This window comes from Spongiimicrobium salis (assembly GCF_043678055.1).
GTDB lineage: Bacteria > Bacteroidota > Bacteroidia > Flavobacteriales > Flavobacteriaceae > Spongiimicrobium > Spongiimicrobium salis.
In genome coordinates this window covers 749,902-767,618 of record NZ_JBHEQA010000001.1, presented here as the reverse complement: position 1 = coordinate 767,618, position 17,717 = coordinate 749,902, and the positions used below count along the sequence as shown (strand labels likewise).

General features: G+C 40.5%; 9 protein-coding genes. 5 read left to right on the top strand and 4 right to left on the bottom strand.

Annotation, left to right across the window (positions count from 1 at the left end):
- Positions 1–115 precede the first annotated feature (115 nt).
- Positions 116–3,784 carry a T9SS type A sorting domain-containing protein gene (locus tag ACEXOE_RS03490; protein ID WP_394747337.1) on the top strand — a complete coding sequence of 1,223 codons (3,669 nt, stop codon included), beginning with the start codon at positions 116–118 and terminating at the stop codon, positions 3,782–3,784.
- A 54-nt stretch (positions 3,785–3,838) separates the two neighbouring features.
- Here the strand turns inward: ACEXOE_RS03490 and ACEXOE_RS03485 are convergent, their stop codons facing one another.
- Complete coding sequence (locus tag ACEXOE_RS03485; RefSeq protein ID WP_394747336.1) at positions 3,839–6,103, bottom strand: acyl-CoA dehydrogenase family protein; 2,265 nt, start codon at positions 6,101–6,103, stop codon at positions 3,839–3,841.
- A 141-nt stretch (positions 6,104–6,244) separates the two neighbouring features.
- Here ACEXOE_RS03485 and ruvB point away from each other — a divergent pair, with 141 nt between their 5' ends.
- Entirely contained in the window at positions 6,245–7,267 is a 1,023-nt protein-coding gene (gene ruvB, locus ACEXOE_RS03480) for a Holliday junction branch migration DNA helicase RuvB (protein WP_394747335.1), read from the top strand.
- A 16-nt stretch (positions 7,268–7,283) separates the two neighbouring features.
- Positions 7,284–8,651: a cytochrome P450 gene (locus ACEXOE_RS03475; protein WP_394747334.1), complete on the top strand. Its 1,368-nt coding sequence runs from the start codon at positions 7,284–7,286 to the stop codon at positions 8,649–8,651.
- A gap of 74 nt (positions 8,652–8,725) precedes the next feature.
- Here the strand turns inward: ACEXOE_RS03475 and ACEXOE_RS03470 are convergent, their stop codons facing one another.
- The 3 genes from ACEXOE_RS03470 to ACEXOE_RS03460 form a co-directional block, all read right to left on the bottom strand.
- Positions 8,726–12,703, bottom strand: a complete 3,978-nt coding sequence (locus tag ACEXOE_RS03470) for a M36 family metallopeptidase (protein ID WP_394747333.1) — start codon at positions 12,701–12,703, stop codon at positions 8,726–8,728.
- A 390-nt stretch (positions 12,704–13,093) separates the two neighbouring features.
- Entirely contained in the window at positions 13,094–14,272 is a 1,179-nt protein-coding gene (locus ACEXOE_RS03465; RefSeq protein ID WP_394747332.1) for an ABC transporter permease, read from the bottom strand.
- A 1-nt stretch (position 14,273) separates the two neighbouring features.
- Positions 14,274–15,029, bottom strand: coding sequence for an ABC transporter ATP-binding protein (locus ACEXOE_RS03460; RefSeq protein ID WP_394747331.1), 756 nt, complete (start codon positions 15,027–15,029; stop codon positions 14,274–14,276).
- A gap of 152 nt (positions 15,030–15,181) precedes the next feature.
- Here ACEXOE_RS03460 and queG point away from each other — a divergent pair, with 152 nt between their 5' ends.
- Positions 15,182–16,102, top strand: a complete 921-nt coding sequence (gene queG / locus ACEXOE_RS03455; protein WP_394747330.1) for a tRNA epoxyqueuosine(34) reductase QueG — start codon at positions 15,182–15,184, stop codon at positions 16,100–16,102.
- Between the two features lie 180 nt (positions 16,103–16,282).
- The gene (locus tag ACEXOE_RS03450) at positions 16,283–17,587 is read left to right on the top strand and encodes an MFS transporter (protein ID WP_394747329.1); all 1,305 of its coding nucleotides are present in this window, start codon (positions 16,283–16,285) and stop codon (positions 17,585–17,587) included.
- The last annotated feature ends 130 nt before the right edge of the window (positions 17,588–17,717 follow it).

Here is a 17,717-nt window from a genome sequence, read left to right as displayed (position 1 = left end):
CTTAATTAGTATTTATCTGTAAGAATAGTATTTCTTAACCTATATTTAATAGTTTATTTTATATATATGGATATTATTTTCGTTACTTTGGTTTTAGAAACAAAAGCCAAAGCAAATGAAACAAATTACACTACTACTACTCATCTTATTTACTTTAATTTCTAGTGCACTTAACGGTCAACAGATTGTTCTTGACAACTTAAAAGCCTTTCCTACAGCGGAGGGATTTGGAGAAAATACAACAGGAGGTCGCGGTGGAAGGATAGTTAAGGTAACCAACTTGAATTCAAATGGGCCTGGTTCCCTTGATGCGGCATTGCGAGAGACAGGACCAAGAATTATTGTTTTCACGGTTGGTGGAACAATTATACATACAGGAAACGATTACTTGGATATTAAAGAGGCTAATGGGGACGTTACTATAGCAGGGGAAACGGCGCCTGGAGGTGGAATACTCATTCGTGGAGCTGAGTTACGTATCAGTGCAAGCAATGTTATTGTTAGAAATCTAAGGTTTAGACAGGACAGTATTACAAGTACCGAATCTAATAGGGACGCAATCAAGATACGGGGTTTTAACGAAACTACTGTGAACAATGTCATTATAGATCATTGTTCTATAAGTTGGGCTTTAGACGAAAATGTGGCAATAGCAAATGCTGAAAATATTACTTTTCAGCGTTCCATAGTATCAGAAAATATTAAAAGTTTTTTGATTCAAAGATCTAAAAATGTATCTGTATTAAATACGATACATGCCTTAACGAACGAAAGAAATATAAGAGCGAATACCGTAGACCATTTGGATTTGACTTTTGAACAGATCAATAATTTGATTTATGGGGTTAGGTTCGCAACGCAACCTACTGATGGCCTTAAAGTCACCGTAGAGAATAATGTGTATGAAGGCAGTTCGCAAGTCACTTTAGGAAATTCAAATGCATTTAATAGAGCGGCACCCAATCCGGTAAATGGAGAAACAAATACTATTGAAAATTCTTATTTCTATGTAAACGGAAATGACATAGGCCCTTATAGCAGAGAAATAGCGCCAAACATAGATCCGCAATATGTAAAAACTACACCTTTGTACAGGAGTTCGTATGTTCCTAAGCCAACTGCAGGCCTAAAAGATACCCTATTGTTATATGCGGGTGCTTTTCCTAGGGATAGTCATGATATTCGAATTATTAATCATATTAATTCAGGTACTGGCGTAGTTGCTCAGACAGGTGTTTTTCCTATTATTGCCGGCGGCACGGCAGATGCCGATACTAATAACAATGGGATATCCGATATTTTCGAAAACCAACATAACATTACAGGTGATGGAACAGGAGTTACTATACATTGGGATTTTGGAGCATATCAAGTTGTCAATAATGCGGGATATTCTGATCTAGAAATCTATTTGGCATGGCTGGCAAAAGATTTTGATATTTTGGAAAAACAACAGGTCAATTTAAATGTTAACGGAGAAGATTTAGAAGTCACATCCTATCCTGGAGGGCCAGATCAAGGAGCTTTTGAAGTATTGGAGAATAAGACCACCTTGAAATTATCTGGAAATTCATGGAAAAAGACGGATATGAATTACACCATCACTCCCAATACAGTGGTGGAATTTGAATTCAAGATAAATACCCTTGCAGAGCTACATGGAATAGGGTTTGACAGCGATACCAGTATTGATTTTGCAGGCACTGGATTGCCAGAAGAATTTTTTAAGTTGGCGGGTACCCAAGGAGTCAACTGGGATAATGAAGACTATAACAATTACAGTACTGCCGATATGAATTCCAATGATGGCTGGAAGTCCTATTCCATTCCATTGGGAGATTATCTTACGGGAGATATTGCCCACATTGTTTTTTTTGGAGATAAGGACAATGGCGATAAAAGTTTGCAAGAAAGCTTTTTTAGAAATATTACATTTAGGGAAGAACCATCTGGACTATTGATCAATGGAGAAGATCAGGAAGTCACCTCTTATCCTGGAGGGCCGGATCAAGGGGCTTTTGAAGTATTGGAGAATGGGACGACTTTGAAATTATCCGGAAATTCATGGAAAAAGGCCAATATGAATTACACCATCACTCCGAATACGGTGGTGGAATTTGAATTCAAGATAAATATCCTTGCAGAACTACATGGAATAGGGTTTGACAGCGATACCAGTATTGATTTTGCAGGTACTGGCTTGCCAGAAGAGTTTTTTAAGTTGGCGGGTACCCAAGGAGTAAATTGGGATAATGAAGATTATAATAATTACAATACTACCGATATGAATTCCAATGATGGCTGGAAGTCCTATTCCATTCCATTGGGAGATTATCTCACGGGAGATATTGCCCATATTGTTTTCTTTGGGGATAAGGATAATGGCGATACAAGTTTGCAAGAAAGCTTTTTTAGAAATATTACGTTCAGGGAAGAACCAACGGGCATATTGATAAATGCTATTGAACGTGAAGTAGTAACTTATGCAGATGATAATGGCTTTAATGAAGTTTTGAATTCTGGTAGTACCCTAAGACTTTATGATAATTCTTGGAAAAGAGCAGATTTAAATTATAATATTACGCCCAACACAATTCTGGAGTTTGAATTTAAAGTGACAGGTTTGGGAGAGATTCATGGGATAGGAGTTGACAATGATAATAGCTTTGGAAGCAATTCAAATCAAGCGCAATTCCAGTTGGCAGGAACGCAGAATGCACCTTGGGCTAACCAAACCTATAGGGATTATACTACTGCAGATATGACTGTCAACAATGGTTGGAAAACTTATCGGATTCCTGTTGGGGATTTTGTAACTGGAAATTTTTCGTATGTAACCTTTATTGCAGATAAAGACAGTAACCCAACAGTACAAGAAAGTTTTTTTAGAAACATCAATTTTAAGGAATGTGAATCTATTTTTATTCCTGATGCAAAATTTGAGCAAGTGCTTATTGAAATTGGAGCCGATTCGGATGGCATTGTTAACCAATCTATTTGCCGTTCAGATGCAGAAAGCGTAATTAACTTGGATTTAGATAAATATATGGCCTATCAAGATCCCAATGCAGATGATGACGAACCAGTAGATGTAACAGGATTGGAAGCTTTCATTAATTTGGAGAGTTTAAAATGCGATAGTTGTCTTGGAATTGCAAATCTTGATCTTTCCCCAAATGTCAATCTTAAGACCTTAAGGTTGGTAGTTACCGATGTGAGTACCTTAAATTTGAGTTCCAATACCAATTTAGAAAGTTTGGATATAAGGAATAATGTTTCGTTGAGTAGCCTAAACTTGGCCAATAATCCAAATTTACAGGTGGTAGGTCTATTTTCAAATGGATTGACATCCTTAAATCTTAGAAATGGGAATAATCAAAATATTACAATATTGGATGTACAAGGTAACCCCTCATTGAATTGTGTGGAAGTTGATAACCCCAGTGCAGCAGCAGGGTATTCCGGGTGGTTTAAAAGCTCCCATACGCTATATAGTGCAGATTGTTCTGTAAGTACAAATTTGCAATCCAATTTGATCAATACAGAAGTGGTATCCCCTGAAATGATTATTTTTCCAAACCCTGCAATGAGTAAGGTAACGATTCAAGGAATGCAAGGGAAGAAACAAATACGCTTGATCGATATGACAGGCCGTGTACTGTACGAAACCACTTCTTCCGATTCGGAAAAGGAGTTAGACATGGGGGCATATCCCAATGGATTTTATTTTGTCCAAGTAAAGGGAGCGCAGAAAACGGAAATCCTCAGGCTTGTAAAACAATAAAGATTTTTTTAAGATAAGCTAGAAACGCAGTTGGAATTTTTCAACTGCGTTTTTTTATTGGGCAATAGGCGCCGTAATACAATGTTCGGGAATGCCAAATCCATCAACCAGTACCCCGATATGAGGGCGTAATTCTGTGCAAAGACGCTCTACCCGTTGCCGAATGGCTTTTGATTTTGTGCCACTCAAATATCCCTGTTCCAAATACCAAGAGGCATCCTGTCGTATTTCGTGAAGAGCATATAAGGTACCCAACTTCTCAAACAACAGACGATATTTTTCATCGGTGATAGTTGTTGTGAATGCTGTGAAGGTATCTAGGGCAAGTTCATGACTGTACGCTTTGCCCAGCGCCAGTAAGTGCGTTTGTACCTTTAAAAAGGCCTGATACGATGGAATTCCTTTTTTGATATAGCTGCGAATTCGGGAGGCTAAAGAGTAGGTTAACCTCCTTGTCCTGTAATTAAAGGCGTGTTTGTGAAACTTAGGATTGTATAAATGTTCCTTATCCACCTTGTTGGAATAGATGGGATTGATCGTTGCCAGTTTATCACTTAATTGGGAACTCAACAGTTTTAGGACAGAAGTGAATCCAGCACTATTAAATTCTGCTTTGAAATCGGATAAAACTCCTTTTGCCGCTAACTGAAGAAGTACCGTGTTATCACCTTCAAAAGTGGTGAAGATGTCCACATCGTTTTTAAGGTCACCAAATCTATTTTCCAAAAGATATCCTTTACCTCCACAGGCCTCCCTACAAGCTTGTATAGTGGAATTGGCATACCAAGTAATGACCGACTTCAAACCTGCGGCCTGGGTTTCTACTTTACGTTTGTCGCGAGTACTTTCATCACAATATAAGGCCATCATCTTATCTAGAGTGATATGATAGACAAATGCTTGGGCAATACCAGGGGTCAAACGCAATTGATGGGTAGGGTAGTCCATTAAGAGGTCTTCTTGAACTTTTATACTATCATTGAACTGCCGGCGTTGCAAAGCGTGTTTTACGGCAATCGTCAATGCCATTTTTGCTCCTCCAAGACCTGCTCTAGCCACGCAAATCCTTCCGCCGACCAAAGTGCCCAACATCGTAAAAAAACGTTTGCTCGGTTTGGAAATACTGGAGTAATACGTACCATCATCCCCAATAGATCCATATTTGTCCAATAGGTTTTCCCTGGGGACACTAACTTGGTGAAACCAAATTTTCCCATTGTCAACTCCGTTGAGGCCTAACTTATAACCATTGTCTTCTATAGTCACACCGGGAGAAAGCTTCTGATTCTCGTCGCGAATAGGAACCAATACGGCATGGACACCTTCATTTTTTCCATTGACAATCAATTGCGCAAAGACGGAGGCCATGGTGGCGTGCAAAGCATTTCCAATATACTCTTTATTGTCATTTTTTCCAGGGGTATGAATCACAATGGTATCAGTCTCGGAATCATAGGTGGCCGTGGTTTTGATGCCTCTGACATTAGAGCCATGTCCGGTTTCTGTCATCGCAAAACACCCCAATAATTTTGCTTTACCTGCATCGCCTAAATAGCGATCATGATGTTTTTTTGTGCCCAATTTTTGAATACTTCCTCCAAACAAACCAAATTGGACGCCAAATTTTACGGCAAGACTACCATCGAGGTACATCAAATGTTCAAAAATGTGCGCATAGCCTTCCATATCCCCTGTTCCGCCATATCCCTGGGGATAGGCCAATGCGCCATATCCTTTTTGTGCCAAAAATGCTACTTGATCCAATACTTTTTTCCTAAAACTTTCCTTATCCCTATGAATGCCCCATTGAAACATAGCGTCTTTCATTAGGGTTCTAAAACGATCTATAACAACTGCATTTTCACCATTTAGAATGCTGTCAATATGGGCAGCCTTATAATAATTGGAAGTGATTTCCTCAACAACTTCTACGGAAAATAGATGACTGTAATGATTGGGTTGTATCCCGAGATTGATCTCAATTTCCTTTAGATACTCGTTAAAGGGACATTGCGCTTTATAACTGCAGACCAATCTTTGAGAAAAACTGGTCAAAGGATAGGTATCCCCAGCGATCAACTTTACACCAGCATTGGAAATGGTCTGTTTCCACTGTTTTATTTCGATATCTGAAGGAGGTTGTTTTTTGTCGAGCCAAGCAGAAAGGGTTTTCCGATCCTTCAAGGACAATTCTTGATCCAGTTCTAAAGCTCTTTTGACCACATCGGTTTCCGAAACCGTAAGAAGATCGTCGGACCAAATAATGTAAAAGAAGGGGATGTATTGCAATACGCCAGAAGAATAATCAGTCTTTTTCATGTTATGAAATTACAATATTTTCTAAGAATACCTTCGATAACTAGGCAAAAGGAATTTTATAAAGGGGAGAAGATATCGAACAATTATCCAAAATAGATTTGCTATCTAAAGTACGCTATTTTCCCCTATCTTTGTTAGGATATGAATGAGCATTTAGATCCTACTACAAATAATTTTTCCGATCAGGAATTCGATATAGATAGAGCTTTGCGCCCTATTTCCTTTGATGATTTTACTGGACAAGAGCAGGTGCTGGAAAACTTGAAGGTTTTTGTAAAGGCGGCTAACCTTAGGGGAGAAGCTTTGGATCATACCTTGTTTCATGGCCCTCCCGGTCTAGGAAAAACAACTTTAGCCCATATTTTGGCCAATGAGTTGGGTGTGGGTATAAAAATTACATCAGGGCCCGTTTTGGATAAACCCGGGGACTTGGCAGGGCTGCTTACCAATTTGTCGGAAAGGGATGTGCTTTTTATTGATGAAATACATCGATTGAGTCCTATCGTGGAGGAATACTTGTATTCGGCCATGGAGGATTATAAAATTGATATTATGATTGAAACCGGACCCAATGCAAGGTCCGTACAAATCAATTTAAATCCCTTTACCTTAATTGGCGCTACTACCCGATCTGGATTGTTGACAGCTCCCATGCGTGCCCGTTTTGGTATTCAAAGTCGTCTTCAATACTATTCAACGGAATTGCTGTCTACCATTGTGCAGCGCAGTGCCGAAATTTTAAATGTTCCCATTACCAATGAAGCAGCTATTGAGATTGCAGGGCGGAGTAGGGGAACTCCGAGAATCTGCAATGCCCTTTTGAGGCGTGTACGGGATTTTGCCCAAATCAAGGGAAATGGAAAAATTGATATGGAGATTTCCAAATTTGGATTGAATGCCTTGAATGTGGATGCCCACGGATTGGATGAAATGGACAATAAAATTTTAAGCACTATTATTGATAAATTTAAGGGAGGTCCGGTGGGAATAACAACCTTAGCTACGGCAGTATCTGAAAGTGCTGAGACTATTGAAGAAGTTTATGAACCCTTTTTAATTCAACAAGGCTTTATCATGCGTACCCCTAGAGGTAGGGAAGTAACAGAGTTGGCATATAAACATTTGGGACGTATTAAAGGATCCGTACAAGGCGGCCTATTCTGAAGCCTGCCTCACTACTATGAAAGAAAGCCAAGAAGCTCCGAAAAAAGATACTGAAACGCAGCATCTTCCTACTGTTTCTAATCTACAAGTGCTACTGAACAGCAGGAAAATTTTAAAGAACCCCTTACCGTTTCACCATAAGAATTTTAAGAGGCACGGAAATACGTTTAAAGTGAAGGTGGGTAGTCAAACTTCAGTGGTATTTACCAGAGATCCGGAACTGATCAAACATGTGCTTCAAAAACAGCATAAACACTACCATAAATCCGCATTACAAACCAGGGACTTGGCAAAATACATAGGCCATGGCATCTTAACGTCCAATGGAGAGCATTGGCGTACGCATAGACGAATGATTCAGCCGGCCTTTCATAAGAAGAAATTGTTAGGGCTTATGGAAATTATGCACGAGGCCATTCGTTTTGAACTCCAATCTATTCAAACGGAAAAGGTTCAGGATATTTTTCCCCTAATGGGGGATTTGGCGTTTCAGGTCGTGGCGAAGTCCCTTTTTAGCAGGGCTGATATCCGAAAGCGAATGGCGCGGTTAAAATATATGACTGAAACCAATCAGCAGATGTTGATCAAGGAAATGAGACAGCCTTATCTCAATTGGTGGTTCCATATAAGCGGGAAAATTAAAAGACATTTGAGATTGGCGGAAGATGCACGAACTTTGCTCAATGCCATTATTGAAGAACGTATTGTTTTAGGAGAAGATAAAGATGATCTATTGGATATGCTCTTAAAGGCTCGATATGAAGACGGTACGGCAATGTCTAGAAAGCAACTGATCGATGAAGTACTGATTCTTTTTGCGGCAGGACATGAAACCACCGCAAACACCTTGAGTTTCACCCTGTACTTGTTAGCAAAACATCCAGAGATACAACAAAAAGCCTATCAAGAAGCTAGTAGCGTAAATTTAGGAAATCATGATCTTATGACAAATATCATGCAACTCCCCTACATAAAGCAGTGTATTGAGGAAGCCATGCGTTTATATCCGCCTGCCTATATCATTGATAGGGTCACCATTGCGAATGACCGGTTTAAAGCCATGCTTTTCCCGGAAGACACCATGATTTTGATGTCGATCTATGAGTTGCATAGGAGTCCGGATTTTTGGGAAACCCCATTGGAATTTCGACCGGAACGTTTTGCGGTGGAAGATAAAAAAGTGTACTCGGATTATTATTATCCTTTTGGGGCTGGCCCTAGAATGTGTGTGGGAAACAATTTTGCGATGTATGAAATGGTCATGGCCATTGCAGAAGTGGTGAAATCCTATAGTATTTCAACACCGATGGAAGCCGTGGAAATCAACCCATTAATTTCCATGAAACCCAAGACAGTCCCTTTGCGGTTCACGGCGAGAAAATAAAACCCGATGCTCAAAGGCATCGGGTTTTTGTTAAGGTTAGAATGGTATAGTGTTTCTGGTACTAAAATTCCCATCTACTTTTTTACAAATCGTTTTTGCATTAGGGTCCCTCCCATATCCAAGGTAATCATATACATACCTGTTTCAAGGTTGGAAACATCCATTGTTCTGGTGAATTTTCCAGATTTTACAGCCTGACCAATGATATTATATATGGTATAACTGGTAGGTGTTTCTCCACGAACAGCAATGTTGAGGAGGCCTTGATCTACAGGATTGGGGAACAAGGATAATGTTAGGGCATCATCTTCTTGTATGAATTCATTGCCAATAGATGAAGAAGTTGTGGTTTCCGCAAAACCGGAAGTTACGGAATTAGTCACATTCACGATATAGTCTTCCACTTCCCCAAAGTCAAATGCGCCACAAGGAGATGGAATCGTATTATATCGCATAATAACACGCATACGAGTTTGGCCTTGTGCTGCACCGGCAGGGATATCAAAAGAGCCTGTAATGGGAGTGGTGGTTGAGGCTGCTCTAGTATATACAGTTTCTCCAGCATCTTCAAAGTCTCCATCTCTATTCCAATCCACAAAAACTCCGTACCCTTCCGCGAAAACAGAACCTGTCCAACGTGGTGTTATCGTAATGGTATTGCTGGCACTAAGATCTGTGGAGATATTGGTGAAATCTTCATATCCCCCGGCTCCTCCGGCAGAGGTATTGTCTATGGTACCAATTTGAACACGTTGAATGTATTCTTCCGAATTGTTGTTGGCGTTTGCCGCGCAATAATTGGAAGGTGGATTTGGATCGTTACCGTCACCTGCCACCAAACGGGTATTGTCTATGGCAACATCAGACTGCCATGTACCTCCGGTGATACGGTTAAAGCGTAATTGTATGGATCCTCCAACATAGGGTGTAAGGTCAATATTAACGGTATTCCATTGATTTCCTTGATTTCCAGTTTGGTTCCAAATGCTGGTCCAACTGGCACCATCATCTTGACTCACTTCTAGATTGACACTTCCGCCGTCTGCGGACCCGAACATATGATAATCAAAGATAAAGGATGCGATTGTTTGCGAACTAAGATCAAAACAAGGAGAATTTAGGATGGCCCGTCTATTGGGGAATCCTGTACCATTTCCAGAGGCTTCTACATAAACGTAGAAAGAACCGTCGGATCCTGAAGAAGGTCCTGTACCATTGGAAGGCGTACCTCCGGAGTCTCTCGTCCAATTAAGGTCATCCCCGGCTGCTTGGGTCCAAAGACCAAGACTTGCCTCAAAACTCTCTCCATAAGGCAAACTACTTACTCCTCCAGCGCAACCTGAAGTGCTACCTCCCGAGGTAGAAACATCCAAAGTGTTGCTAAACCCGGAAACATTACCTGCAGCATCTTTGGCCTGTACTCTGAACGAATATGCAGTTCCGGCGGTAAGCCCGGTAATCTGCGCTGTTGTTCCGGTGACTTCACCAAGATTATTGGTTCCTTCAAAAACATCATAGGCAGTAACACCTACATTATCTGTTGATGCCGTCCACGAAAGATCGATTGTGGTATCGGTAACTGCTGTAGATTCTAAGTTTGTAGGATCGCTCGGCGCTTGGGTATCTGCAGTAGTAGCAGTAATTCCAAAAGCATCGATAGCGATATCACCTTGCCAGGAATTCCCTGTGGTGGCACGGTAGCGCAATTGTACCGTATTACCAGCATAAGCAGCAAGATCTACAGTGGCTTCGATCCAATTGGCACCTTGATCTCCAGACTGCGTCCAAATTTCGGTCCATGTGGTTTCCGAATCCAATCGTGCTTCAAGACGGATGGTTCCCACTGCGTTTCCGGTCATTTGATAATGAAAGGAAGCTTGAGGACTGGCCGCTCCCGAAAGATCAAAACAAGGAGAATTAAGGATAGTCGTTCTTCCACCAAAATTTGGATCAGAAGCTTCTACGTACACATAGTGAGTTCCTTCAAATGCACCACTTGGTCCAGTGCCGTTGGAAGGTGTTCCTCCAGTACGCAAAGCCCAATCAAAGTCATCGGTCGCTTCTTGAGACCAATCCCCTAAGGTATTTTCAAAACCTTCGTTATAGGGTAGTGCAGATACCGTGGCATTACAAGTTGGGTCTCCACCGCCTCCGGTATTACATCCATTGACAAAGGAAACGATTTGATCGGAATTGGTATTGGTTCCTCCATTGGAGTTTTCAACAGCATTAAGTCCCACACCTCTCGCAGAGAAGGCAGTCCAAATTAAACAATTGTATTGTCCACCATATAAATCCTGATCGGCCTGAAGAATTCCATCCCTACCTGAAACATACCCTGGATTGTTAGCGGTATTTTTAAGACCTTCAATGACCAAGGCCATTGCAATATTGTTACCTCCCGTACCATTGTAAAGATCGGCATCATAACCTTCCAAATCGATCAATGCCCAGGTCATATCCCAAAGAATGGTGGCAAAACCATAACCAACGCCATGAGGGACGGAAAGACCAGAAATATCGCCATAATCTGTTCCGTTTACAGCTGTATCTGTAGAATAATGTGTAGGGCGTATTCCGCCTCCATTGGGGCCTTGTCCTACTACATACGAACCAACGCCTCTCGGTGTAGCTCCAGTATCTCCGGGTTCAATGGTCATCATCAATCCAAACCAATCGGACCAACCTTCACCCATTTGTTCGGAACCTCCTAAAGCATTTGTTCCAGGACCTCCTACCAAACGGGTAGATATTCCATGGCCATATTCATGGGCAATAACCACATTGTCATAATCCCCATCAATTTGTGGATTTCCATTGAAAAGGAACATCTGCATTCTTGGGTTACTTCCATCTGGCGGGGTGGCAAAGTTAGCATTGTTGGTGCCACTTCCATCTTGGGCATCGGCATTTACAGAATCACTTCCTATACCTCCTCTACCGTAATTGTTTTCTTGAAAGTTTCCACTGGCTTCATTGAATCCATATTGGTACCAGAGATCGTGCATTATATTGTTCCAATAAAATAAATTGGTTGTGGCAGCGTCCAAGGATTGTACAGGAGCTACATTGAGATTCAAGGGGAAGTCAAAATTTAAACTGGTACCACCATCAGGTCTGGCCCCGGATCCATTATTTCCATTGATATCGTCTTGGGCAAGAACATTATTTCCACGCGTTGTGGTAAATTCAGCTCCGGCGGCACCATTGGTATCGTGCCATCCAAACGGAGATGCCGTGGCATCTGCAGGATCGGTTACGATAGTTCTATTTCCATGGATTGGGCTTTCTACTCCCAAAGGAAATACATTGTAAGATCCTCCGCCGACAAGAGCGGGGGCCGGAATATCAAAGGGGAAATCTGCCGCACCCTGAGGATGTGCCTCTCCATTGGCATGGGAATGATCGTGGGCTTCACCGTTGGGATCGTCAAAGTTACACTGGATGACCCAATCTTCGGTACGTAATATTTTTCCGGTTGCAGCGTCTACATTGGCCACCCACCAGTGCTGTCCATCTGCTTGATACAGATTCACCTTCCAAGTCAAATAAAGCGTATCATCCTGATATAGGTATACTCTATCTACTTTAATAGGTTCTCGGGTGATGCCTGAATTGGCATATTCTAAGCTATTGATGCTTTTGGAAGATGCACTGAGATTTGCGGGAGCTTGCAATTGATGTGCATTGACAACGCTCATAATAGCATTTTCTGGAGTGATTGAGGCCTTAGCCGTACTGGCCTTGGTTTCAAGCTCATTAATAAATTGATTGATTTCCCAGCTTACCTGTCCTTTTTTCACGGTTAGCTTATATCTTCCATTATCAATAGGGATACCCTTATGGAATTGCTGTACGTAAACATGTTGAATTTGAGGGTTCAGGGATGGGACAACATCAGTAATCTGCCACTCGGAAAGATCTTTTGCACTAAGGCTGGATTTTTGGGTACTACTATTAAAGTAGTTTTGCACAATGCCATCCATATTTTGGGCATGTAAGCTTGGCCCTATAAGAAAAGCAAATAAGGCCAAAAAGTAGATTTTTTTCATAATTTCAATAGTTTTTTGTCAGTTAATTAGTATTATTCGCGTTAAAATACTTAAAAAAATCACAAAATCCTTAAAATTATCTTAAAAAAATGTATGGCCTATATAGGAACTGGGCTTTATTCGATGAAATGCAAGAAAAATGATTTTTTTTTCTCCTGAAGAACGTTGTGAAACACTTTTTTAATGCGATTTTAGCCTATTGAAGAATATGTAAATTACCTTAGAAATATTTCGTTTTTTTACGAATGTAGATATGAATATGCTAAACTGTTAAACTATCTGTAATGGAAAAGAGTATATGGTGAAAAAAGTACAGCCTGAAATTCTTGTGGAAAGAATCCAGGCTGTACTTCTATTTTACGGTTAAAAACTTAGGTTTCCTAGTTGGTATTATTTAAGGATTGCGTTTTCATCCGAGAATTTTTTATAACTAAAGTAAATAGCGCCAACGGCAAATAAAATAAGAGAGAGCAATATTACCGCATATTGGGCAATGTCTATGGTTCCTGCTGCAATTTCCTTGATGCCCAATCCAATATTGAGAACAGGAACAAATACGGTGGCCCAAGTAAGTTCTACGCCCGGAAGCAATGCCATAACCAAAGGAATAATAATGAGCATAATAACCGGAGTGGCCTTACTTTGCGCTTCCTTAAAAGTAGTGGCGCTTGCAATTATCGCAATTAATAGGCCAGCTAGAAATAGTGCAAACGGGAACAATAGTAATAGAATCATACTTACCGATTGGAAACTTAATAGTTCATTGATGAATTCCAGTATGGCAGGAGGAACATCACTGATCAATTGCAGTCCTACAACCAATCCAATAATATTGAATACGGCAGGGAAAAAACCTAATAGTGAAGCTACGACTGCTTTTCCCATCAAGACCTTAAATTTTGAAATAGGTAGGGATAGCGTAGTCTCAATAGTTTTTCGTTCTTTCTCCCCTGTGACTAAATCAATACATGCCAATAGACATCCACCCCAAAGCGTGAGAATGAAAATGTAAGGAATGAATCCTCCAATTTGTTTTCCAATGGCCTCCTTCTTTTCGCCAACTTCAACATAACTTGGCGTAAAGGGCGTTAATTTTTCAAGTGGAATTTGAAGCTGCGCCACCCTTGTGTTTTTTAAGTTTTCTCCATAGGCACGTATCAGGCTCGATACGCGGTCATTGATACTTCTTCTGGCACCGTTGCGATAAATTTTAATATCGCTAGTGGCCAAAGCACTCATTTGGTTGTCCCAATCTTTTGGAAATACAAGAGCAGTTCCCAGAGTTTCTTCATTGATCAGGGATTTAAAGTCCATTTCCTTTTCATAAGTGGTTACCTTGTTCAAAGTATCCTGAGCCAATAGTTGCTGGAAATCATCTGGAGCATTGACCAAGCCAATTTTCAATGCTTTCTGGCTATCTTTCTCATTGATAAATTGTGAAACTTTAGTAATTCCAATGATAAGGAGAGGTGTAAGTAAGGTTGGGAGAATAATGGAGTTGATCACAGTCTTTTTATCCCGTAAAAGTTCTGTAAGTTCTTTTCTAATGATCAGTAGTATTTCTTTCATCTTATGCTTCTTTTACGCGGTTAATAAATTCTTGGGTGAGGTTATCGGCTTTCATATCCCGTTTGAAATTCTCAAAAGTGTCATTGTAAATAATGCTTCCCTTGTTGATGATCGCCAAATCATCGCATAAAAGATCCACTTCACTCATAATGTGTGAAGAAAAGATGACGGTTTTGTTATTTTGTTTGGATTCTCTGATGAGGTCAATAATACTATCCGCCGTGATGACATCGAGTCCTGAGGTAGGCTCATCAAAAATAAGAACCTCCGGGTCGTGAATCAGGGTACGGGCAATGGATACCTTTTGTTTCATACCGGTACTCATCTGCCCCAATCGTTTTTTACGAAAATCATTGATGCCTAATTTTTCAAATAGATATTCTTTGCGTTCGCTGAAAGTCGCTTCTGGAATATTGTATATTTTGCCAAAAAAATCAATGGTTTCATCGGCATTTAAGCGCTCATATAAGCCCGTGGAACCGGTTAAAAAACCAATGCGCTTTTTGACTTCATCGCTTCCTTGTGAAATATTCACATTGTCCACAATGGCTGTTCCTGAAGAAGGGTTGATGATTCCGGCAATCATACGTAAGGTGGTCGTTTTGCCGGCACCATTAGGACCTAATAGCGAAAAGATACGTCCGGGCTTGCAATCAAAAGAGACATGATCTACTGCATTTACAGTATTCGTTTCTTTTTTAAACCCCTTTTTGGTCGTAGTGGTAAATGATTTAGTTAAATCTTGAACGGTTATCATATATTTATTTGTTTGATACGTTTAGTTAGTGCATAAATTTAAAAAATGTTACATTTTTTCTTTAAATCCATAAAACTATGCTTGGGGAATATGTGAAGAACGTTGGGGAATCTGTACTTTAGCTTCTGAGCTAATAATACCGGGAAAAACCAATGAACCACAAGCAAAACCATACCGATGCCATTAAAGCGGAAGCCAAGCGCTTGGGGTTCTTATCTTGTGGGGTTTCCAAAGCTGGTTTTTTGGAAGATGAAGCTCCGCGTCTGGAAAAATGGCTGAACCAGAATATGCATGGAGAGATGCACTATATGGAAAATCATTTCGATAAACGCTTGGATCCTACCTTATTGGTCGATGGCGCAAAATCTGTAATTTCCCTCTTATTGAATTATTATCCGAAAGAAGCACAGGCAGCAGAAAGCTATAAGTTATCCAAATATGCGTATGGAAAGGATTATCATCATGTCATTAAGGCAAAATTACGTCAATTACAACACTTCATTTCGGAGCATATCGGAGAGGTCAATGGAAGGGCTTTTGTAGATTCGGCACCTGTTCTGGATAAAGCGTGGGCGGCCAAAAGTGGTTTGGGGTGGATTGGCAAACACAGCAATTTATTGACACAACAAACCGGGTCATTTTATTTCATAGCCGAATTGATCGTAGATCTGGAATTGGCTTACGATACCCCCACAACAGATCATTGTGGGACATGTACTGCCTGTATCGATGCCTGTCCTACGGAAGCTATTGTAGCTCCTTATGTGGTAGATGGAAGTAAATGCATTTCCTATTTCACCATCGAGTTAAAAAATGAAATACCTATAGCCGTAAAAGGTCAAATGGATGACTGGATGTTTGGCTGTGATGTGTGTCAGGATGTTTGCCCTTGGAACCGATTTTCCAAAGCACATAACGAACCTCTCTTTGATCCCCATCCAGAATTGTTGACGATGAAAAAGAAAGACTGGGAAGAACTCACCGAAGATGTATTTAAAAAAGTATTTCAAAAATCGGCAGTGAAGCGCACAAAATTTTCAGGATTGCAACGAAATATTAAATTCTTAAAGTGATTGTTATTAACATTCAATCGTTTTCCTGTTCATTTCGTGAGTTTTAAAAAATCAATTTTTTTGCAAGAAGCAGCTAAAATACTATATTGTTTGGCAATAATTTTGTCAAAAGATTGATTTTTGACTGGATAGATTGCAAAGTTTTCAAAAACCTAATTTTAAATTAAGCGCGCTGTATTCATGGAACAACTCAAAAAACCCACCCTGAATTTTTGGCAGATATGGAATATGAACGTTGGATTTTTAGGGATTCAATATAGTTTTGGGTTACAGCAAACAGCCATAAACCCCATTTTTCTATACTTGGGCGCACCTGAAGAAATGTTGCCCATACTAAATATAGCCGGCCCTATTACAGGACTTATTGTGCAGCCGATCATAGGGGCAATGTCAGATAAAACTTGGTCCCCAAGATGGGGAAGACGTAAACCCTATTTCTTGATAGGGGCAATTATAGGGAGTATTTGCCTGTTTGCCTTTCCAAGTAGTCCGGTATTGTGGTTTGCCGTAGGGTTACTTTGGATTTTGGATGTGGGGAATAACATGGCCATGGAGCCTTACAGAGCATTTGTGGGAGATAAATTGCCGGAAAAGCAATTGAGTTTGGGGTATCAAATGCAGAGTCTTTTTGTCGGGGCAGGTATTCTTTTGGCGAACGGATCTATTGTGTTGTTTCAGTACCTGTTTGGTGGAGAGTCTGTAGAAGCAGCTGGGGAAATCCCACAATGGCTTTATTATTCTTTCTATATTGGAGGAATACTGTCCATTACCACCATACTTTGGTCTGTGTTTAAGACCCCTGAGATTCCTCCGAGTAGTGCGGAGTTGGAAGAGATCAATCACAATAGGAGTCAGCCACTGGCTGTCCGAATTGCAACGCCGTTTAGGGAAATTGTTGATGCAGTCAAAGAAATGCCGAAATTTATGTGGAAACTTGGGGCGGTCTATCTGTTTCAATGGTACGCCCTATTCATCTATTGGCAATATATAACGCCGCTGTTTAAGCTTACTTTGGGGTATTCTACCTCCGAAGCTGCATCGCAATCAGCTCAAATGAGCCTGACCTACAATATTGTTACCATGGTCGTAGCCCTTTCTTTAGTCCCGCTGACACTCAAATATGGCGGTAAGAAAATCTATGCCTATAGTTTGGTAGGAACAGGTCTTGCACTTTTTGCCATTCCGTTTATTGAAGATTCATTATTTGTTCTTGCCCCCATGGTATTATTTGGGATCGGCTGGGCAGCCATGATGGGAATACCCTATACCATGGTCTCCAAAGTAGTTCCTCAGGAAAGAAGAGGGGTTTATATGGGAATCTTAAACATGATGATTGTTATTCCAATGGGTATCGAAACCTTGACCTTTGGTCCCATTTACAAGTATTTATTGGGAGGAAGTGCCATTAACGCCATTCTCTTTGCGGGAGCATTTTTTATAATTTCTGCAATACTGGCCATGCGCTTGAATACCGCAAAAACATAAAGAAACTTCTTTTTTTAAGAGCTTTTATAGGGTTTAAGCGCATACTTTTCTACGGGCTTTAAATCACGGGATACGTTACATTTTTCCCATCTGTTGTTTTCTGAATATAAAGCTGTTTTTGTGCGCTTGT